This window comes from Psychrobacter sp. CCUG 69069, assembly GCF_021023115.1.
Lineage (GTDB): Bacteria > Pseudomonadota > Gammaproteobacteria > Pseudomonadales > Moraxellaceae > Psychrobacter > Psychrobacter namhaensis.
This window is the reverse complement of record NZ_QQAI01000007.1, coordinates 96,454-116,350: the sequence shown is the minus strand read 5'-3', so window position 1 is coordinate 116,350 and position 19,897 is coordinate 96,454. Positions and strand designations below refer to the sequence as shown.

The 19,897-nt window shown below is 45.2% G+C and carries 18 protein-coding genes; 10 read left to right on the top strand and 8 right to left on the bottom strand.

Features of this window, described 5'->3' with window-relative positions:
* Positions 1-137: 137 nt before the first annotated feature.
* Positions 138-1,481, bottom strand: a complete 1,344-nt coding sequence (tig, locus tag DVY93_RS06750) for a trigger factor (protein WP_230709896.1) — start codon at positions 1,479-1,481, stop codon at positions 138-140.
* Positions 1,482-1,972: 491 nt separating this feature from the next.
* Complete coding sequence (gene rdgB / locus DVY93_RS06745) at positions 1,973-2,632, bottom strand: RdgB/HAM1 family non-canonical purine NTP pyrophosphatase (RefSeq protein ID WP_230709894.1); 660 nt, start codon at positions 2,630-2,632, stop codon at positions 1,973-1,975.
* Positions 2,633-3,151: 519 nt separating this feature from the next.
* Between rdgB and DVY93_RS06740 the strand changes: the two genes are divergently transcribed.
* Positions 3,152-3,781, top strand: coding sequence for a superoxide dismutase (locus DVY93_RS06740; protein ID WP_193004671.1), 630 nt, complete (start codon positions 3,152-3,154; stop codon positions 3,779-3,781).
* 86 nt (positions 3,782-3,867) lie between these two features.
* On the opposite strand, the gene DVY93_RS06735 is transcribed toward DVY93_RS06740, so the two are convergent.
* From DVY93_RS06735 to DVY93_RS06725, 3 genes are all read right to left on the bottom strand, one after another.
* A complete protein-coding gene (locus DVY93_RS06735) occupies positions 3,868-4,941 on the bottom strand; it encodes a hypothetical protein (protein ID WP_198334855.1) in 1,074 nt (357 codons plus the stop codon).
* A gap of 61 nt (positions 4,942-5,002) precedes the next feature.
* Positions 5,003-5,821, bottom strand: coding sequence for a DUF72 domain-containing protein (locus tag DVY93_RS06730; protein ID WP_230709893.1), 819 nt, complete (start codon positions 5,819-5,821; stop codon positions 5,003-5,005).
* Positions 5,822-5,862: 41 nt separating this feature from the next.
* On the bottom strand, positions 5,863-6,942 hold the full coding sequence (locus DVY93_RS06725) for a polyprenyl synthetase family protein (protein ID WP_230709892.1): 1,080 nt from the start codon (positions 6,940-6,942) through the stop codon (positions 5,863-5,865).
* Positions 6,943-7,683: 741 nt separating this feature from the next.
* On the opposite strand from DVY93_RS06725, the gene fadB reads away from it, so the two are divergent.
* The 4 genes from fadB to DVY93_RS06705 all read left to right on the top strand — a co-directional run bounded on the left by fadB (position 7,684) and on the right by DVY93_RS06705 (position 12,795).
* Positions 7,684-9,843 carry a fatty acid oxidation complex subunit alpha FadB gene (fadB, locus tag DVY93_RS06720; protein ID WP_230709891.1) on the top strand — a complete coding sequence of 720 codons (2,160 nt, stop codon included), beginning with the start codon at positions 7,684-7,686 and terminating at the stop codon, positions 9,841-9,843.
* A gap of 224 nt (positions 9,844-10,067) precedes the next feature.
* Entirely contained in the window at positions 10,068-11,240 is a 1,173-nt protein-coding gene (gene fadA / locus DVY93_RS06715) for an acetyl-CoA C-acyltransferase FadA (RefSeq protein ID WP_193005194.1), read from the top strand.
* Positions 11,241-11,508: 268 nt separating this feature from the next.
* Complete coding sequence (locus tag DVY93_RS06710; RefSeq protein ID WP_198334851.1) at positions 11,509-12,084, top strand: isochorismatase family protein; 576 nt, start codon at positions 11,509-11,511, stop codon at positions 12,082-12,084.
* Positions 12,085-12,165: 81 nt separating this feature from the next.
* Complete coding sequence (locus DVY93_RS06705) at positions 12,166-12,795, top strand: HD domain-containing protein (RefSeq protein WP_230709890.1); 630 nt, start codon at positions 12,166-12,168, stop codon at positions 12,793-12,795.
* Positions 12,796-12,893: 98 nt separating this feature from the next.
* On the opposite strand, the gene asd is transcribed toward DVY93_RS06705, so the two are convergent.
* Positions 12,894-13,730, bottom strand: a complete 837-nt coding sequence (asd, locus tag DVY93_RS06700) for an archaetidylserine decarboxylase (protein WP_230709889.1) — start codon at positions 13,728-13,730, stop codon at positions 12,894-12,896.
* A gap of 112 nt (positions 13,731-13,842) precedes the next feature.
* On the opposite strand from asd, the gene dtd reads away from it, so the two are divergent.
* The 3 genes from dtd to phoR all read left to right on the top strand — a co-directional run bounded on the left by dtd (position 13,843) and on the right by phoR (position 16,289).
* Positions 13,843-14,298, top strand: a complete 456-nt coding sequence (gene dtd, locus DVY93_RS06695; protein WP_193005197.1) for a D-aminoacyl-tRNA deacylase — start codon at positions 13,843-13,845, stop codon at positions 14,296-14,298.
* A gap of 145 nt (positions 14,299-14,443) precedes the next feature.
* Entirely contained in the window at positions 14,444-15,148 is a 705-nt protein-coding gene (gene phoB, locus DVY93_RS06690) for a phosphate regulon transcriptional regulator PhoB (RefSeq protein ID WP_193005198.1), read from the top strand.
* Between the two features lie 52 nt (positions 15,149-15,200).
* Entirely contained in the window at positions 15,201-16,289 is a 1,089-nt protein-coding gene (gene phoR / locus DVY93_RS06685) for a phosphate regulon sensor histidine kinase PhoR (protein ID WP_230709888.1), read from the top strand.
* A 58-nt stretch (positions 16,290-16,347) separates the two neighbouring features.
* Here the strand turns inward: phoR and DVY93_RS06680 are convergent, their stop codons facing one another.
* Positions 16,348-16,938, bottom strand: coding sequence for a M23 family metallopeptidase (locus tag DVY93_RS06680; protein WP_230709887.1), 591 nt, complete (start codon positions 16,936-16,938; stop codon positions 16,348-16,350).
* 166 nt (positions 16,939-17,104) lie between these two features.
* Between DVY93_RS06680 and DVY93_RS06675 the strand changes: the two genes are divergently transcribed.
* Positions 17,105-17,800 carry a putative quorum-sensing-regulated virulence factor gene (locus DVY93_RS06675; RefSeq protein WP_230709885.1) on the top strand — a complete coding sequence of 232 codons (696 nt, stop codon included), beginning with the start codon at positions 17,105-17,107 and terminating at the stop codon, positions 17,798-17,800.
* Positions 17,801-17,845: 45 nt separating this feature from the next.
* Here the strand turns inward: DVY93_RS06675 and DVY93_RS06670 are convergent, their stop codons facing one another.
* On the bottom strand, positions 17,846-18,691 hold the full coding sequence (locus DVY93_RS06670) for an alpha/beta hydrolase family protein (RefSeq protein ID WP_404672208.1): 846 nt from the start codon (positions 18,689-18,691) through the stop codon (positions 17,846-17,848).
* A gap of 430 nt (positions 18,692-19,121) precedes the next feature.
* Between DVY93_RS06670 and DVY93_RS06665 the strand changes: the two genes are divergently transcribed.
* Complete coding sequence (locus DVY93_RS06665) at positions 19,122-19,805, top strand: TIGR00730 family Rossman fold protein (protein ID WP_230709881.1); 684 nt, start codon at positions 19,122-19,124, stop codon at positions 19,803-19,805.
* The last annotated feature ends 92 nt before the right edge of the window (positions 19,806-19,897 follow it).

Here is a 19,897-nt window from a genome sequence, read left to right as displayed (position 1 = left end):
GACTTTAGTACTAGATCGCGCTGCCACCGAAACGCCATAACGCCACAAAAAATGCGCCCCCAGTCTTTTGGCTGGGGGCGCATTTTAGTTTTGATAACCGACTAATGCGTGTCTAAAAAGACAGCATGTCGCATCAATTACATTGCTTGCTGCTGTTGTTGCTGAGCGGCTAGCAAGTCTTGGTAGCTGACTTCTTTGTCAGTGACTTTACCTTGCTCGATCAGATAATCCACCACTTGATCTTCTAATACCACAGACTCAATGTTAGCGCGCTGCTGCTTGTCATTGGTATAGTACTCGATCACTTCCGCTGGGTCTTCGTAGTTTTCGGCCGCTTCTTTGATGAAGGTTTCAACGCGCTCTTGATCTACTTCTAAGCCTTTGGTATCGATGATACGGGCAACGATGATGCCAAGACGGGCGGCACGTAATGCTTGCTCTTCAAACAGCTCATTTGGCAGCATGTCTTTATCGAAGCTATCAGCGTTCGCACCGAACTGCTGAGAGAAACGTTGCATCATCATGTTGCGTTGACGCTCGATTTCTTGCTCTAGCATGGCGTTTGGCACGTCAAACTCGTTCTTTTCTAGCAAAGCATCAAAAGTCGCTTGCTTTACTTGGCTACGCGCAGCGTTTTTGATTTCGCGTTCCATGTTTTTGCGTACGTCTTCTTTTAATTTCTCAACGCCGCCCTCGGTCACGCCGAATAGCTCTAGGAACTCTTCATTGATTTCAGGTAGCTTAGATTTTTCAACCAATTTTACGTTGATTTTGAACTGTGCTTCTTTACCAGCCAAGTTTTCAGCTTGGTAATCTTCTGGGAAGGTCACGTCGATGACTTTTTCTTCGCCAGCTTTCATGCCTTTGATTCCCGCTTCAAAGCCTGGAATCATCTGGTTGCTACCGATCACCAATTTGAAGTCTTCCGCTGAGCCGCCTTCAAATTTTTCGCCGCCGATTGAGCCTTCAAAATCAAACGTCACTTGGTTGTCTTTCGCCGCCATGCCTTTTTTCTCAACGAACTCTTCACGTTGTTTTTGTAGGTTTTCGATCATGGTGTCAACGTCTTCGTCACTCACTTGGGCAGTGTGACGCTCAACTTCGATCTCATCGATACCTTGTACGTCAACTTCTGGGAAGATTTCAACAGTCGCTTGATAAACCAAGAAATCATCTTCAAGTTTTACATCATCAATGTTAGGCATGCCAACCGCGCGGATGTCTTCAGATTTGATCGCTTCAAAAACTGTGTCACGGATCACATCGTTGATGACTTCTTGTTGAATGCCAGCACCGTACTGAGAGCGGATGTGTGACATAGGAACGTTGCCTTTACGGAAACCGTCAATTTTGGCAGTTTTCGCCACTTGACGAATACGACCTTCAACTTTGTTTTGAATTTTTTCAACGGGCACTTTAACCGTTAGCTGGGTTTCTTTATTAGATAGCTTGTTGGTTGTGACTTGTAAATCTGTAGCCATGTTCATTACACCTTTAGGATTAAATAGTACGTTTGATTTAATAGTACTTGGAGTTAAATGGTAATAGACAACTGTGCCTCAACATATGGGCATGTACTAGGCGTTGCCGTTGGAATAAATAGGGGACAATGCATGATAGCCTGCAATCTCGCAGTCAGTGCCAAGCAATCTAAAGAGTACGAAGCTGTGAAATTGCCGATATTATAAAGGCTATCAAATATCAATCATAAACCGTAAATGGTCCGCATAATAACGCTTTTTGGTGAATTATACAGACAAATAACGGCTTTCAGCAAAATTTTAAAAGTAGAACAGTATAATCTATCTGTTTATTAAAGTAAAAATTATCTCTTTATCGTCAATCCGCTTTGAATCTGCTACATCGACAATCTCACTTAAAGAACAATTTGCGCTCGATTGCCTTCGATTGTCTTGTATCCGTATGAGCAGTCAAAGCGCTAAATGGAATCGACTAGAAGCTTTAGGCTGATCTACAAAGGTAGCTGTGCCAATAATTGCTTAATTGCCTGACCACGATGACTGAGACGGTTTTTGTCAGCCGCGCTTAGGCTTGCCGCACTCGCTTGCAAGTTGGGTAGCCAAAACAACGGATCATAGCCGAAACCGCCATCACCATGCGGCGCTTCTAAAATCTCACCATGCCATAAGCCTTGTGCGATAATCGGCAACGGATCATCGGCATGTCGCACCATTGCCAGTACGCAAACGAACATACCTTGCACCGCTTTATCCGGCTGTTGTCTACGAATAGGCTGCAAATCAGAGATGAGCTTGGCGTTGTTTTTGCTATCATTGCCGTGTTCGCCTGCATAACGAGCAGAGTAGATACCTGGAGCATTACCCAGTGCAGGAACGCATAAGCCTGAATCATCAGCAATGGCAGGCAATCCGCTGATACGGCTGGCGTGTCGTGCTTTGATAATGGCGTTCTCAATAAAGCTTAGACCATCCTCAATCGCATCTTCGATATCGAGCTGACCTTGCGGTACGATAGTGACATCCAAACTCGCTTCTGCAAACAACCTTTGAAACTCAGCCAGTTTGCCTTTATTATTACTGGCGAGCACCCACTGGTGATCGGTTGTCGACTGAGTGGCTGATAGTAAGTTTGAGTGATTGGTGGCGCTCATAGAGTCATTCCGTCAGGTAAGTAGTGATGGTTTGGTCAGTCTGTTTTGGACTTTTGGTTCGGTTGCTGTGGTTATACTACTATGGTTATATTGCTCGACCCAATCGTGAGCTTAACGCTGGTAGCTTGGAGCTATAAAACAGGTGTGACTACTCAGTAAACAATATCTCGTGGCTATACAGATTGTGCCGTCTATAACATTTGGTAACGGATATTAACGCTGACTATTGCTATAATAGGCGGCAAGCTACAGTGAATTATATCTTATGGCTTGTGAATATGACGTTAATAAACGCGCATAAAGTCAAACACTTGGCTTTTGGGCACAGAATAATAGTTAAGTCAATTTTGGATTCATAATAATACGTGCTACTGTGTTAGGCAATAACACGTATGCAGCGAAAACATTCAGTTCAAACAATAAACTCAGCCAATTTAGGCCGCTATTTTTTAGGGTAAGAACAGTGTAGAATTCAGTTTCTATCACGTAACGGCCAAAAACAGCAAGGATAAAATAATTATGTCAAACATTACTTTACCAGACCTACCATATGCAAAAGACGCGCTAGAGCCACATATCAGTGCCGAGACGCTAGAGTATCATCATGATAAGCATCATGCAGCTTATGTAAACAAACTAAAAGATCTACTACCAGGTTCTGGTCTAGAAGACAAAACGTTGCCAGAGATCATCAAAGCGACTGCAAAAGATGACAGCAAGCAAACGATGTTTAACCAAGCAGCGCAAGTGTGGAACCACACATTTTACTGGAACTGCATGACGCCAGATAACGGCGGCGGCGAACCTACTGGTGATCTAAAAGGTAAAATCGAAGAAGACTTCGGTAGCTATGATAAGTTCCGTGAAGAGTTCAAAAACGCAGCTACCTCACAGTTCGGTTCAGGTTGGGCGTGGCTCGTGACTGATAAAGTAGGTGGTAAACTCTCAGTGATGAATACTAGCGATGCTGATAACCCACTTGCTCATGACAAAATTGCCGTCTTGACGTGTGATGTATGGGAACATGCGTACTATGTTGATTACCGTAACCGTCGTCCTGATTATGTCGATACGTTCCTAGACAAGCTAGTGAACTGGGACTACGCAAACGCAAAATATAAAGGTCAAGACGCTGGCGTTGAAGAGTAATCTTTAACTTAAGGTTTTGATTGATAAAAAAGGACACCGAGAGGTGTCCTTTTTTTGGTTTGAATATACTCGATTGATTACAGTCATTAGCTATTTATTGTTTCAAATACTAACTCCCTATACTGTCCAGTAAACCTGAGCAAAGCAAGAGGGTCGTCAAAACGTTTGTTCTTATTTATCTCTGGCTCAATTTCATCCCACGTACTGATGATGGTTTTCATATACTCTCTACCCCCTATTCTATCGATAGTCCTTATATGAAGAAACTCATGAAATTTTTCTTCTGATAATAGCTGCTTTCTGAACCAGAATAAGCCTACAGTTACCGAATGCAGTTCACAAATATAAACTAGCTCAGAACGACTGAGCTTAATTTTACCTAAAGACTGCACCTCTGCTATATCAAAAAACTCCCATATCTGGGGTAAAAGGTGCTCTAATCTAACAATTACCGAAGGATGAGTACCTTTAGGTGCTGAATCTATGTTTAATGGTTTAATACCGTGAAATTTATATAAAGCACAAGAAAGCGCACATGCAAACGATCCTATAGAATCTTCTAAATCCATACCTTTAAAATGCCTTACTAATTCTTTGATACAGATATATACCGCTTCAAAGTCTGCCGCCATTTCTGTCGTATGATATATGGCAGCAGCTCTTCCTTCTAAGTTCTCTGATTTATAAATATTACATTCATCTATTGAATGATTGTCACTTTGAAGTATTTGACTTCGAATGTGTCCATGTTCCTGATTAAGATGAGCTATTTCATGAAAAAATACCCAAGTTAATGTACTGATAAACATATTTTTTTTGTATTCCGCTTTCGAAAAACTTGAAGGTATTAGTTCTTTATATTTATGGTGGCTTCCAAATAATGTATCGAATATAGGTTTGTCACATTCGCTTTCAATATAAGCGCAATACTCCTCAATATCTCGATATAGCTGACGTGCTAACTCGTAATACATATTTACAGTATGCACTGGAGGCTCATCTACTTTCGAATTTGATTGAGCTGAGGCATTAAATTTTTCATCTGTTCTCCACAAAACTGATAAAACACCGTTAATCTTAGAATATAAGTTTTCATTCAGATCAGCAGCTATAGAAGAAATAACATCTGTAGCTAGATTGTATATTTCAATATCTTCCATTTCATGAATCCAGATAAATGTTCAAATAAGTGTAAAATATTTTAGTAATGAGTAGAAATAGCTACAACACCTCAAACCCAAACTTAACCAACGCCTCTCTAAGCATCGCAATATTATAGTAGGCATGCGCGTTGACGGTGTTTTGAAAGAAGATATAGAGCGTGTCAAAATGCTGGCGCTGATTGGCAATCGCCTGCGCCCAGTCCTGCATTTCCGCCTCACTATAGCGATAATCATGACGGTCGCTCGCACTCATCGCATCCCACCAGTTTAGATTATTGCCATGCATACGCAGATAGCCTGTGCGCTCGGTAAATATCAGCCGCGATGGTGGCAGGCCATTCACCTTGGGATAATCCACACTGCACCAAATCAAACCTTGCTTGATAAAGCTATCGACCACTTGCGGGGTGTGCCAGCCGTTATGACGAAACTCAATGGCGAGTGGATAGTCCTGAAACCAACTGACAAGGTTGGCCAGATAAAGCCTGTGCTCGCGGGTACGATCAAAACCGTGTGGAAACTGCAAGAGTAATGGGGCTAAAGCATTCGCTTCGATAAGCGGCGTGAGCGCGGTCAAAAAAGCCTGCGCATGATCGGCAGTGCCTTTACGTGCATGGGTGAAGTCTTGATGTAGCTTCACGGCAAATTTTAATTGGCTGTCTGCCTGCGCATAGGCTTTATCGACCATACCGGCAAAGGCTTTTTGGCCGATGGGTGCGTAGAAGGTGCTATTAACCTCCACCGCGCCATATTGTTTGGCATACTCACGCAAAAAATCTGTTTTTTTTGTGCCAGTGGGATACAGCGTGCCGAGCAGATCGGTATCGCTATAGCCGCCAGTGCCAAGATAAATACGCGGGGTAGGGTTACTGTCCATGTTGACCACTCATTACCATTCTTTGATGATTAAATTTTTGGTTATTTTTTACGGGCCCATAGCCATTCTATTAGTGCCAGTAGAGCATCGTTGTCGGTGTTACTGCTTGATTCATGACGGCTCAGCTCACGAGTAATGGCAGCGCGTCCGTCATTAAACAGCGATTGCGCATAAGCCGTTGCGTTTTTAACACCCATTAGTTTGACATAGGTGGACTTGTCTAGTTTTTCATCGCTACCAGCAGGTTTGCCGAGCGTATCCGTGCTGGTGGTCACATCTAAGATATCATCTTGGACTTGGAAAGCGAGACCAATGTGCTGAGCGCACTCTTGTAACGCCATGCGCTGCAAAGCCGTCGCGCCAGCACAAATACCGCCCATGAGCATCGCCGCTTCAATTAATGCGCCCGTTTTATCACGGTGGATGGCTTCTAAATCGCTTTGTGAGATGTGGGGGCTGGCTTCAGCATTGAGATCAAGCATTTGGCCTGCCACCATACGTCTGGCACGCGGCGCAAATACAGCAAATAGCTGGCTTGCGATAGCGGTATCAAAGGGCGCAAAGGTGGGCATCTCTGCGGTCAACACTTCAAAGGCGAGCGTCTGCAATACATCTCCTGCCAGTAGCGCGGTCGCCTCACTAAAGGCGATATGACAGGTCGGTTGACCACGGCGCAGCTCATCATCGTCCATACAGGGTAAGTCATCATGCACCAATGAATAGGTATGCAGCAGCTCCACCGCCAACGCAGCACGGCGACACATATCATAGTCCGAGTCGTTCTCTAACAGCATCTCTAAGTCATCATTTAGCGCGGTATCTGTCAGGTTGGTACGACTACTAGATGAAAGGGCGTCTGAGGCAGTATTTATATTGGTAGCCACCTTCATACCATCATTGACGCTGGCAAAGGCGCTGGCGACCATCAATGGACGCACCAACTTGCCTTGGCCGGTCATCACATAACGACACGCATCAACTAGGGGAGTAGGAAGTTTGGCATAAGCAAACATCACCTCGATATCTTGAGCCAATTGGGCGCGCACGGCACTGTGGAATTGTTCGGTGCTGTGGTCAGCGCCATCAAAAGACATAAAGCTTGGTGTAGAAGAAACAGTCATAACCCAACCATTTATAAGAGGAATAATAAAAATATCGTTAGTGTAGCATGATAGATTGTAATCCTTGTCCGGCAGGTATGGTCGATGAATTATTTTTTGCTGGTTCATGTTAAAAACAGCGTGAAATACGCCAACAAGCCCTCGTTACGTATTGGCGATTTAATTTGCTGTTTGAATGTGCTTTGATAAATGAGGCAATTGAGAGACTGATAAGCTACTGTCGATCGTGCTGAAGCGTGGATATTTGGGATAAAATATCAGTGTGCAAGCAGTCATTTAAAGCACGTTGGCAGGAAGGTAAAGGGCTACTATAGCTTTAAGAGTGACTTGCGAGTATGGTATTAGCTTGTGACAGTCAGGGGCATAATCCCCTACACTAATTGGCGTGAAAGTGGTCTGGTGATGAGAATGGGGGTTTTGCCCATCTGTCTAAGCGAAAAACTCACACGAGACCCAAGCCTAAACCGTGTTTGTCACATTATTATCGGCACCAATAGTATATAAATAACGTGCCGTGTGAGTTTGTGCAAGAGACGTCAAAATAGCAGTGAATACAAAATCATGAGCGCTGGATAACAAAGATATCTTCACTGATTAATCTGCTAGGTGTTTATCATGATGGGGTTGTTTATCATAATGAGCGGGCAGGTTAATACAGTGCTATTACCCATTTTACTAACAGTAACTGGCTATTTATTTTAATCCAAAACGTAGCTTTCGTTATATAGAAAGGAGTTTCAAATGGTATACCAAGGAAATCGCATTACGGTGACAATGCTAGAGGATGGCATCGCCAACATGCAGTACAACGCCGAAAATGAGAGCGTGAATAAGTTTGATGCTGAGACCAATAAGCAATTTGGCGAAGCTGTAAGCGCTTTAGAAAAAGATGACAACGTAAAAGGCCTTATCGTCACCTCAAGTAAAGGCGTGTTTATCGCCGGTGCTGACATCACAGAATTTGTTGGTTCTTTTAAGAAGCCAGAGAGCGAGATTAAAGACTGGGTTGTTGACGTTAACGACGCCTTTAACCGCTTTGAAGACTTGCCGTTTCCGAAAGTAGCTGCCATCAATGGCGCAGCGCTTGGCGGTGGTTGTGAGATGACGTTGGTTTGTGAATACCGTGTCATGAGTGACAAAGCAATCATTGGTCTACCAGAAACTCAGCTGGGCATTTTCCCAGGGTTTGGTGGTACGGTTCGTAGTACGCGTGTGATTGGTATCGACAATGCGCTTGAGCTGATCGCGACTGGTACGCCAAAAAAACCTCTTGATGCCTTAAAGCTAGGCTTGGTTGATGCAACTGTACCGGCTGATGACCTGCAAGATGCGGCGATTGATTTGGTCAAAAAATGTATCTCAGGTGAGCTTGATTGGCAAGCGAAACGCGAAGAAAAGCTTGCGCCTGTTAAGCTAAACCAGCTTGAGCAAGCCATGGCATTCAACAGTGCCAAAGGCATGATTTTTGCCAAAGCCAATCCTAAACAGTACCCAGCGCCAGCAATCGCTATCGAGACGATTGAGAAGCACGTCAATCTGCCACGCGATAAAGCGATTGAAGTAGAAGCCGCCGGTTTTGCAAAAGCCGCGAAAACCCCACAAGCAGAAAGCTTGGTTGGTCTGTTCTTAAACGATCAGTTGGTCAAAAAATTAGCGAAGCAGCACAGCAAAAAAGCCCATGAAATCACTGAAGCGGCGGTATTGGGCGCAGGTATCATGGGTGGCGGCATCGCTTATCAAGCGGCGAGCAAAGGCCTACCAATCATCATGAAAGACATCAAGGCTGAGCAATTAGACCTTGGTATGGGTGAAGCCAGTAAACTGCTTGGCAAAATGGTTGAACGTAAGAAAATGACCCCAGCAAAAATGGGTGAAACGTTAAGCCGCATTCGTCCAACCTTAAACTATGGTGACTTTAGCGATACCGATATTGTCATCGAAGCTGTGGTAGAAAATCCAAACGTTAAGCGTAGTGTGTTAAAAGAAGTGGAAGGCTTGGTTAAGGATGATTGCATCTTAGCGTCAAACACCTCAACCATTTCTATTACTTACCTAGCAGAAGCGCTTGAGCGTCCAGAAAACTTCGTTGGTATGCACTTCTTTAACCCTGTGCACCGTATGCCGCTAGTAGAGGTTATCCGCGGGGAGAAGTCCTCTGAAGAAGCCATCGCGACCACCGTTGCGCTCGCCTCTAAAATGGGCAAAGTGCCTGTCGTGGTCAACGACTGCCCAGGTTTCTTGGTAAACCGTGTCCTGTTCCCATACTTTGGCGCGTTTGACTTGCTACTAAAGCAAGGTGCTGATTTTGCTCATGTCGATAAAGTCATGGAAAAATTCGGCTGGCCAATGGGTCCTGCTTATCTAATCGACGTGGTCGGTTTAGACACAGGTGTCCATGGCGCAGAAGTTATGGCGGAAGGTTTCCCAGATCGCATGAAGCCTGATTATAAAGGGGCGATTCAGCATTTATATGAAAACGAGCGCCTAGGTCAGAAAAACGGCGTTGGTTTTTACAAGTACGAGACAGACAAGCGCGGTAAGCCAAAGAAAGTTGCGGATGACGCCACTTATGAGTTACTAAAAGCCACGACTGATAGTGACAAGCAAGCGTTTGATGATCAAGCGATCATCGACCGCACCATGCTGGCTTTCTGTAATGAAACCGTACGCTGCTTAGAAGACAACATTGTGTCTACGCCATCTGAAGCGGATATGGCGATGATTATGGGCGTTGGTTTCCCGCCATTCCGCGGTGGTCCTTGCCGTTATATCGACCAAATGGGTCTAGATAACTACTTGGCACTGTGTGAAAAATACGCGCACCTTGGCAAAGCCTATGAAGCGCCGCAAAAGATTCGCGACATGGCAGCAGCAGGCGAGACCTTTTACGCAACAGCGTAAAGGGCGGTCATTACTAGGATGAAGTGCAGTACGTTTGCTTATTGAGAGGGAAGCCACTGGTGTGATGATACTCTTCAGGGGCAAACGTACGGTTACAGTTGGTTCAAACGCTGGTCAAAGGCATCGCGCGCAGAGGTACCTATCGTACCTTCAGCAAGATTGCGATGTGATAAAGCGTAAATGAGCTGGCTACACTGACAATAAAAATTGAAAAGGAAGATAGTATGACAACTTTAAGTCCAAAAGACGTGGTCATCGTAGATGGCGTACGCTCAGCGATGGGTAAATCTAAAAACGGTATGTTCCGTCATGTGCGCGCTGATAGCATGTCTGCTGAACTCGTACGTGCGTTGGTTGAACGTAACGACTTTGACCCACGTGACGTTGAAGACATCATCTGGGGCTGTGTCAACCAGACGCTAGAACAAGGCCTAAATATCGGTCGTAACATCGGCTTATTGGCGGGCATTCCAAAGACAGCGGGTGGCCAAACGGTGAACCGCCTGTGTGGTTCTTCTATGCAGGCGCTACACACGGCCGCCGCGCAAATCATGACCAACCAAGGTGAGATCTTTATCATTGGTGGTGTCGAGCATATGGGTCACGTGGGCATGATGCATGGTGTTGATCTCAATCCTGAAGCATCAAAGCATTACGCTAAAGCCTCAAACATGATGGGCTTGACGGCTGAAATGCTTGGCCGTATGAATAACATCACACGCGAAGAGCAAGACGCTTTTGGTCTTGAGTCACATCGCCGTGCATGGGCTGCCACCACTGAAGGTCGTTTTGACAATGAAATCATCGGCATCGAAGGTCATGATGCTGCTGGTCGCTTGCAACTGTGTACCGTGGATGAAGTCATTCGTCCAGATGCAACGATGGAGCAAATGCAAAAGCTACGTCCAGCGTTTGATCCAAAAGGTGGTACAGTGACTGCGGCAACCTCATCTGCACTATCTGACGGTGCGTCAGCGATGCTCGTCATGAGCGCACAAAAAGCCAAAGATTTGGGTCTAAAGCCACGTGCTCGTATTCGTAGCATGGCCGTTGCTGGTTGTGATGCGGCTATTATGGGTTATGGCCCTGTCCCTGCTACCAATAAAGCGTTGAAGCGTGCTGGCATGAGCATCGATGACATGCAAACCATCGAGCTAAACGAAGCATTTGCAGCGCAAGGCTTATCCGTATTAAAAGCACTAAACTTGACTGACAAGCAAGACATCGTCAACATCAATGGTGGCGCGATCGCGCTTGGTCATCCACTCGGGTGTTCTGGTGCTCGTATCACAGTGACTTTGCTAAACGCGATGGAGCAATCAGACACTGAAATCGGTCTAGCGACAATGTGTATCGGTCTTGGTCAAGGGATCGCTACCGTTATTGAGCGCGTCTAAATTTATAAATTGATCGCCGATTTATAATGTTTAACGTCCGTAAATGCACTGATAAAAACCTCTAGTCACGATGACTGGAGGTTTTTTTGTGGGTTAAAAGGGTGCAGTATACAAGCATAAAATCAGTGATAAACTGTGATTAAAAGTTATCTCCATTGACGCATCAGCCAAACTGTGACTAAATAAGAGTAAGCTGAGCTAAGACACTATTGATGTTACCTTTAACATCGCTTTGAATAATAAATGTCAGCCGTACAAGGAGTGTACTATGTCTACTATGATTACCGATCGTACCTATCGAATTGCTCGTGAAAACACACAAGCGATGATTATCGATGTACAAGAGCGCTTAACGCCGCACATTTATGACCATGAAAATATTTTAAAAAAAATAGTAACGCTGATCAAAGGTCTGCAGGCGCTCAACATTCCTATTATGCTCAATGAGCAGTATAAAAAAGGTCTAGGCGATACGTTACCCGAGATACGTGATGTATTAGAAGGTGAGAATGCCAAAAGCTTCGAAAAAGTGACCTTTAGCGCCTGTGATAATAATGACGCATGGCACTATCTGGCGCAGCAGAATCGTAGCACTATCTTGTTATTCGGTGTTGAGGCACACGTCTGCGTGCTCCAAACAGCGCTCGATTTACTTGATAACGGTATGCAACCAGTCATTATTGGTGATGCAGTCGGCTCACGTTTTCCTTATGATAAAAAACAAGCCATTCGCCGTATTCGCCGGGCAGGTGGAGTGATTACCACCGTTGAGACTATTTTGTTTGAGCTGTGCCGAAGCAGTCAAGACCCTGCTTTTAAAACCATCAGTCATTTAGTCAAATAATTGACGCAGCCCGTCGCAGTCATTTGCATGAGATAGCGCTTGATAAAATAAGCGCTATTTTGCTTTTCATCAGAGAAAAATATGTCCTTAAACAAACCTATGTCATTCACCAACGCCACGCTCACCTCAAACATCAATATCGATGATGTCACGCATTTTTTACTGGAATTAGATGCACTCAAACGTATCAATCGCCGCAGCTACGTGACACAGACCACTCGTCATGAAAACTCTGCTGAACATTCTTGGCATTTAGCGATGGCATGTTGGTCTATTGCTGAGTTATTTGAGCTGGATGTCAATCATGAGAGCGTACTCAAGATGGCTCTGGTACATGATTTGGGCGAGATTGACGCGGGAGACACCTTCTTGTATGCCAATACGCGACGTGATGCCCACGTGGAAGAGCGTGCTGGGATCGCTAGATTGCAACGCGAGCGGGGCAATGGTATTAGGGACTTGAGTGAGGTTTGGGAGGCGCAAGAGACAGGCCGCAGCAAAGAGGCTCAGCTGCTTCGCGTGGTTGATCGTTTATTACCATTTTTGCTAAACCTAAATACCAATGGCAAAACGTGGATTGAGCTTGGCGTCACGCGCACACAAGTGGCGGGCGCCCATGCGTTTATCAAAAACAGTTTCCCAGCCATTCATGACTGGCTGTCAAAAAATATTGAGTACGCGACCCAGCAAGGATGGTTGATTGATGAGTAAGTGGATAAAATCTCTATAAATGACAGACACATAAAAGCCCAGTAACACGTCGTCATCCACGTAGCACTGGGCTTTTATGTCGTGATTACAGAGCAAGCTTATTTGCTATTAGTGACCCCTAATAACTGTCCCATTTTTACAAAACTGTTGGCTTGCATCGTCTCTTGCCAGTCAGCTTTTGCCGCTTTTGGTAGCACGACAATAGCAGTGGAACCCAGATAAAAACGCCCAAGCTCATCCCCTTTCTCAAAACGCATATCGTGATTCGCTTCTTGTATGTCCTCAGTACGGGCGATCTTGCCTGTCGCCACTGTCTCAATACCAGCGACGATCATCGCGCCAACCATCACAACGGCCGCTTTGCCATACTGGGTATCAAACATACAGACCAGACGCTCATTACGCGCAAACAAGTCGGGCACGTTAGCAGCGGTGGTGGTATTGACAGAAAACAGCGTACCAGGCACATAGCGAGTCTTGGTCAATGTACCCGCAAATGGCATATGGACGCGGTGATAGTTACTGGGTGCTAGATAAACGGTCGCAAAACTCCCATCGGCAAAATAACGACCATCTTCGCTATCAGCCAGTAATTGCCCAACGTCATAATAGCGCCCTTTTGCTTGAAACACTTTATGGTCGTCAATCTGTCCTAGTTGAGAGATAATACCATCAGCAGGGCTGACAATGCCATCAGCCGTGCTGTCGATAGGGCGTGCATCTTCTTTTAACTCACGCGTAAAAAAATCATTGAAGCTCTCATAAGCGTTGAGACTTTGGCGCTCATACTCATCCAAGCTGACATTGTAGGCTTTGGCAAAGCTACGAATAAAGGTACGTTTGACATAAGGATGACGGCTGGCGGCCAAACGCCCTGCGACTTTACTCAGCTGCTGCTGCGGGACAAGCTGTTGTAAGGTGGTGAATAAATTCATAATAAGGCTACCAAAATAAAGTTTAGTGTAATCATTAATAGGCAAGTGAATGGCTATATTTTATCATGGACAGCCGTGTATTGTATGACCATAATCTGTAAGGAATCAGTAAATGAAAGCACTTATACAACGAGTACACTGTGCTAGTGTCACCGTCGATGAGCATTGTGTGGGTAGCATCGAGCAGGGGGTATTGGCGTACATTGGCTTGGGTCCCGATGATACTCTCCAAACCGCGCAGCGCATGATTGATAAAATCCTGACGTATCGTATTTTTGAGAATGACGACGATCCTGCCAAATACGGTAAACTGGATAAAAATATCCAGCAAGTGGGTGGTGGATTGTTATTGGTGTCACAATTTACCTTGATGGCAAAAACAGACAAAGGTCGCCGTCCTGACTTTGGCGGGGCAATGCCACCTCATGCGGCACAGGTCTTATTTGCTCAATTGGTCGAGTACGCAAAGACTCAGCATTCTACCGTTGCTACTGGTCAGTTTGGCGCTGACATGCAAATTGAGAGTATCAATGATGGACCGATAAACTTTTTATTAGATATAAATTAAACCACCGCAGTGCTTTAGAGCATGAGAAATTTAAACAATCATTGTCATTAAGCTGTCACAATTAATCCGTTTAATAGATAGAAGCTGACGAGTATGTATTGTCTTTTCACCTGCTAAACTTTGTCCTCTAACACTGAGATGCCACATGTACAATGAGCAAATTTTGATTGTTGAAGATGAACCTGCCATTCGTGAGATGGTCGTCATGACATTGGAGATGGCTGGATTTGATAGCCTGCAAGCCGCTGATGTGTCCGAGGCGCACCAGCAAGTGGTTGACCACAGGCCTGCGCTGATTTTGTTGGATTGGATGCTACCTGGCGATAAAAGTGGTGTGGATTTTTGTCGCATGCTCAAAAACGATGAGTTGCTCTCTGAGATACCAGTGATCATGCTAACTGCCAAAAGCGAAGAAGACAGCAAAGTGCATGGCCTCGATGCGGGCGCCGATGATTATATGACCAAGCCTTTTTCTACTCGTGAATTGGTCTCTAGAATCAAAGCGGTATTACGTCGTAGTAATGCACTCAGTAGCGACAAGTCTATCGAAATCGGAAAACTAAGCTTAGATCCAAAAAGTCAGCGTGTGACCGCTGCAGGTAGAGTCATTGACGTTGGACCTACTGAATATCGATTATTGGCGTTTTTTATGAGTCATCCAGAGCGTGCTTATACGCGCACACAGTTGCTGGATCAAGTATGGGGCGGCAATGTTTATATTGAAGACAGAACCATTGATGTCCATATCAAGCGTTTGCGTACATTGCTGCGCCCTCACGATTGCGATACTTTGATACAGACTGTACGCGGTACAGGCTATCGACTTTCTAGCCTTATTGAGCCAAATTAAACTGGTATAAGCCATGTTAATCTAAGGCAATGGATAGTGGTAAGGATGAGAAATGGACAAGATGGCACCCATACAAAATAAGCAAAATACATTAGAGTCGATCTCCCAGCAGAATACAGCGGAGCAACTGCAAAAAATCAGAAGCGCACTACGAGCACTACGAGATGCGGTGATTTTGCTCAATGATAACGATGGTCTAGAGTGGTGGAATCAAGCGGCGCAAGATTTGCTATCGTTGCAGCCCATTGATAAAGGTCAAAGTATTTTTGATTACATTACGGTACCTGAATTTCGGCAGTATTATAAAAACACCACGTTGCCCAACGACGGTGTGCATCTCGAGTCGTGGCGTGATCCCAGTCGTTATTTAAAATGTGAGATCACGCCTTTTGGAGATGAGAAACTGCTGTTTATTTATGATGTGACCCGCTTGCGGCATTTAGAGCAAATGCGTCAAGACTTTGTGGCCAATGTCTCGCATGAGTTGCGCACACCATTGACCGTGATGATGGGTTATCTAGAAAACTTTTCAGATCAGCCAGATATGCCACCGAAGTGGCGGCGCGGCTTTGAGCTGATGACCCAGCAGACTGCGCGTATGAATAGAATTGTAAATGACTTACTGCTGTTGTCTAAGATAGAGATTGAAGAGTCTCACGAGCTCAATTACATAAATATGACCAAGCTGTTGACCAATATCTATGACGATGCGCAGGCTTACAATCAAGCCTACAAACACATCATTCATCTGCATATAGACACTTATGATGGGCTATATGGGTCAGAGATGTATTTGAACAGTGCGTTGTCCAACTTGGTGATTAATGCGATCAAATACACACCGAAAGGTGGCAATATTACCATCAGTTGGACGCGGACGGCGAATGGTTGTCGATTTGCTGTCGAAGATGATGGCCTTGGTATCGCACCTCAGCACATTGCCCGTTTGACAGAGCGCTTTTATCGTATCGATAAAGGTCGCAGCCGTGCGACAGGCGGTACGGGGTTAGGGTTAGCCATTGTAAAGCACGTCTTGCACCAGCATGAAGCACACTTGCAGATTGACTCAGTAGAAGGGGAGGGTTCGACATTTAGCGCGGTGTTCCCAGCAGCTTGTGTGCGCTCTGCGTCTACGGATTAAGGATACGCGTTCTATTAATAAGCGGTCTTTGAACGTGCTAAACAGTGCGTTGCAAACGCTACTCTTTTTGCAAAAGCGGATAAGGGTTAACCGCGCTACCATTAATATAAATGCCGTAATGCACATGGGGCGGTGTGCCTTTTGCGTTGCCGCTGTCACCCACATAACCGATCACCTCGCCTTGGTTGACCCAGTCATTGGGAGCGATGTCGGCATAGTCTTCTAAATGCGCATAATAGTGCCCTGCACCGCCCGGCCCTACGACCACGACCACACGACCACCTAAATTATTCTCGCCAACTTTGCTGACGATACCTTGGGTTGTCGACTGGATAGGGGTGTGGCGAGGTGCAAAAATATCGATGCCTTCGTGGGAGCGCCCTTGACTACGCGCTGCGCCCCAAGTGTCTGTCAGGTTTTGCTCTGGGAGTGGGCTGGGTAAGCTATTCTCTGTGGGCAGCGCTTGTTGCAATAGACTCAGCTGCTGCCATTTGGCGACCACAAATGACTGGGTTTGCTGGCTAATGCTCGGTAGCAGTTTGTCCAAGACAAATAATAGCGCTAGCAGTAGCGTGGCCTTGGTCAGTATGCTGATCACACGACTGAAAAAAGAGGGCTTTGGCTGCGGGACTTTTTCATCTGCTGGCATCGATATCTCTTATATGTCTTTTATTGCCTGATTCAACATTATATGGGTCTGCTCGATTAACGTGTGTATAGCATTGTTATATCAGCATTTTAACCTCATAAATATAACGCTTCTTTTCAAACACAACTTTTAAAATACGATGGCTGTTATTGATGGCTGACTCTTTATGACTGATTTGTTTATGGCTGCCACAGCGCTTATTATTGACACCGAAACCGATCAAGGGCGTGATCCACGGCCTATCCAAGTTGCGACTATTAATGTAGCGACGGGCTATGAGTGGATGCAATACTTTAACAGCGGCCGCTCAATATCACCTACTGTCATCAAGGTGCACGGCATTACCGATGAGGATGTCGCAGGGCTTGAGCGTTTTGATTTGGCTGAGTTTGAATTACCAGCGTACTTAATTGGCCATAATGTCCGGTTTGATTGGCGGGTGATTGGCAGCCCATCTACTAAGCTGATTTGTACCGTGAGGCTTGCGCGTGCCGCCTTTCCAGAATGGAGCGCTTATGGTCAGTCTAAGTGTATCGAGCAATTATTGGGCGAGGGCGAGGCGAGTGCAATAACGATGGCCGCCCATGACGCGTTAGGGGATGCACGGATGTGCTATCTGCTCTATCAGGCATGCTGTGAGCGTTTGGCGATTGCACCGACCGATTTTGCAGCGGCACATGCTATCTCGAATACCGCCAATCCAGTGAGTAAAATGCCCTTTGGTAAATATAAAGGTAGGCCCATCAAAGAGGTGCCCATCAGCTATGTTAGATGGATGATGGGCAATATTCATAACATGCAGCCATCGCTTTATTCTGCGTTGACGAAGCGCATCAATGCAGAAAAAGGCGCGAAGGAATAAATAGCGTTATTTGAATTGAGGACACGCCCTAAAACAAATACGAGATTATGGCTGCTTATCTAACCAATCTACTGCCATCTGCCACAACTCTGGCGCTTTGGTGTGGGTTTTACTACTAAAATAACGCATGTGTCCGATGTGGCTCAGGCCGAAGTCTTTAGGGTATAAAAAACGTTTTTCCACGGGCATTTTTGTAAACACCCGTATCATATCGTCCATATTTTTACTATTGGCGATATCATCATCGCTAAAGCCTAACCACAATGCTGGCGTGTTTATCTCATCATAAAAATGCGTGTGGATGCTCTTGCCAAACGCCGTCTTGATATAACCTGAGCCGTTGCACCATTCACGCCACTGACGAGCAACCCCGCGTGGCAATGGTTCGCCCATACCGACTTTATCCGCAGGCGTGTAACCCAGCGTTAGGTTGGCCAGTGGAATAAACGCATCCATAAAGCCCATCGCTTTGAGCTTATAGGGAATGTCCATATTTTTAATGCAGCCTGAGGAGCAGGCGACATTAAATACGGACGTAATGGCCTTGTAGTTTGGCATTAAACCAAGCAGCTGACCGCCCGCGCTATGACCGATGAGGTGATAAGAGGCATCGGCAAATTCATCTTGCAACGCATCGAGCACGGCTGGCATATCGTGGCGACCCCAACTGATGAGTGAGGCGTCACATTTTGCCAAGTCGGTTGAAAGCGATTTGCCAATCCCTTCATTGTCAAAGGTCAGTACACCAAAGCCATTTTCTGCTAAATAAGTCGCAAAATTGTGGTAAAACTGACGTTTGATACCCGTTGCTGGCGCTATCATGACGGCTGTTTTTACCTGTGTCTTAGGGCGATAGGTTGTCGCTGCTAAAGGGTGATTACGCGCGGTCATGATACTCAGTGAGTAGGTGTCAATATCAGCACCAGTATCGTTACTGTGCTTGTCTCTAGAGTTTAGTGGCCCTATAGAAGGGGGCGTGCGAGTATTATCCATGGTGTTACCTTAAAGTTTTTTATTGTTTGTTAGCGTAGAGAGAGACGGTTTACTTGACATAATTTATCAATGCTCAGCGCCAAAAATGTCATAATTGCGTAGAGATAAATCGTTGCGACCACGTGGTAGTATCGCTTATGTTAAGATAAATGCTGGTAAGCCAGGCGATCAAATATGACTTCTAAGTTCTATGTGATTTATCCTCGATGACACTGGCCACAAATATTTGAATGCATATCCTGTTTTGAATATTTAACACGCTTTAATAAATATGTCGCCATCAGCAAGCACTCGTAAAAACAATTGAAATGAAAATTAAGGACGTTATATGCAAATGAAAATTAATAATGATACTTATGAGGTCATTACTAGCCAAGACATTACCAATATTGAAAAAGCAGTCGATAAATCAACCTTGATGATGCCACTGGTGGCGGTTTATTGTGGCTCACGTTTGGGCAACAGTGAGGTGTATGAGCAGGCCGCTCGCGAGCTGGGACTTGCCTTGGCAGATAATGGTTTGGGTTTGGTCTACGGTGGGGCGAGTATAGGGCTAATGGGGGCGGTTGCGGATGAGGTTATCCGCGGCGGGGCGCAAGCCGTGGGGGTGATTCCCACTTTTATGCTCAAGCACGAAATTGCTCATGAACAGCTGACCCGCCTGCATTTGACCGATACCATGCACACGCGTAAAACAGTGATGGCAGAGTACGCCGACGCTTTTATTACGTTGCCAGGCGGACTTGGAACGTTGGAAGAGATTATGGAAATTGCCACATGGCGACAGTTGTATCAACATGAAAAGCCGATGATTATCCTTAATATCAATGGCTTTTATGATCGTATGATTGAGCATCTAAAATACACCGCTGAGCAGGGCTTTATGAAGCAAGAAGATCTTGAGCGTTTGGTGGTTTGCAACACCATCAATGAAGCCATTGATCTGCTAAAGACAGTGGTCAAGATAGACGACACCGTCGATACGGAAAAAATGGCTGGTAGTGAAAGCTAAAACCTAGCTGTGACTGTGTAAACCATGATGAAATCAGTTATATAGCGATAAAATAAAGACAAAAGGGCAGCAGTAGTCAAGCATTGATTACT

Coding starts and splice junctions, on each gene's coding strand:
- tig (WP_230709896.1), bottom strand. CDS start 1,481: ATGGCTACAGATTTACAAGTCACAACCAACAAGCTATCTAATAAAGAA.
- rdgB (WP_230709894.1), bottom strand. CDS start 2,632: ATGAGCGCCACCAATCACTCAAACTTACTATCAGCCACTCAGTCGACA.
- DVY93_RS06740 (WP_193004671.1), top strand. CDS start 3,152: ATGTCAAACATTACTTTACCAGACCTACCATATGCAAAAGACGCGCTA.
- DVY93_RS06735 (WP_198334855.1), bottom strand. CDS start 4,941: ATGGAAGATATTGAAATATACAATCTAGCTACAGATGTTATTTCTTCT.
- DVY93_RS06730 (WP_230709893.1), bottom strand. CDS start 5,821: ATGGACAGTAACCCTACCCCGCGTATTTATCTTGGCACTGGCGGCTAT.
- DVY93_RS06725 (WP_230709892.1), bottom strand. CDS start 6,942: ATGACTGTTTCTTCTACACCAAGCTTTATGTCTTTTGATGGCGCTGAC.
- fadB (WP_230709891.1), top strand. CDS start 7,684: ATGGTATACCAAGGAAATCGCATTACGGTGACAATGCTAGAGGATGGC.
- fadA (WP_193005194.1), top strand. CDS start 10,068: ATGACAACTTTAAGTCCAAAAGACGTGGTCATCGTAGATGGCGTACGC.
- DVY93_RS06710 (WP_198334851.1), top strand. CDS start 11,509: ATGTCTACTATGATTACCGATCGTACCTATCGAATTGCTCGTGAAAAC.
- DVY93_RS06705 (WP_230709890.1), top strand. CDS start 12,166: ATGTCCTTAAACAAACCTATGTCATTCACCAACGCCACGCTCACCTCA.
- asd (WP_230709889.1), bottom strand. CDS start 13,730: ATGAATTTATTCACCACCTTACAACAGCTTGTCCCGCAGCAGCAGCTG.
- dtd (WP_193005197.1), top strand. CDS start 13,843: ATGAAAGCACTTATACAACGAGTACACTGTGCTAGTGTCACCGTCGAT.
- phoB (WP_193005198.1), top strand. CDS start 14,444: ATGTACAATGAGCAAATTTTGATTGTTGAAGATGAACCTGCCATTCGT.
- phoR (WP_230709888.1), top strand. CDS start 15,201: ATGGACAAGATGGCACCCATACAAAATAAGCAAAATACATTAGAGTCG.
- DVY93_RS06680 (WP_230709887.1), bottom strand. CDS start 16,938: ATGCCAGCAGATGAAAAAGTCCCGCAGCCAAAGCCCTCTTTTTTCAGT.
- DVY93_RS06675 (WP_230709885.1), top strand. CDS start 17,105: ATGACTGATTTGTTTATGGCTGCCACAGCGCTTATTATTGACACCGAA.
- DVY93_RS06670 (WP_404672208.1), bottom strand. CDS start 18,691: ATGACCGCGCGTAATCACCCTTTAGCAGCGACAACCTATCGCCCTAAG.
- DVY93_RS06665 (WP_230709881.1), top strand. CDS start 19,122: ATGCAAATGAAAATTAATAATGATACTTATGAGGTCATTACTAGCCAA.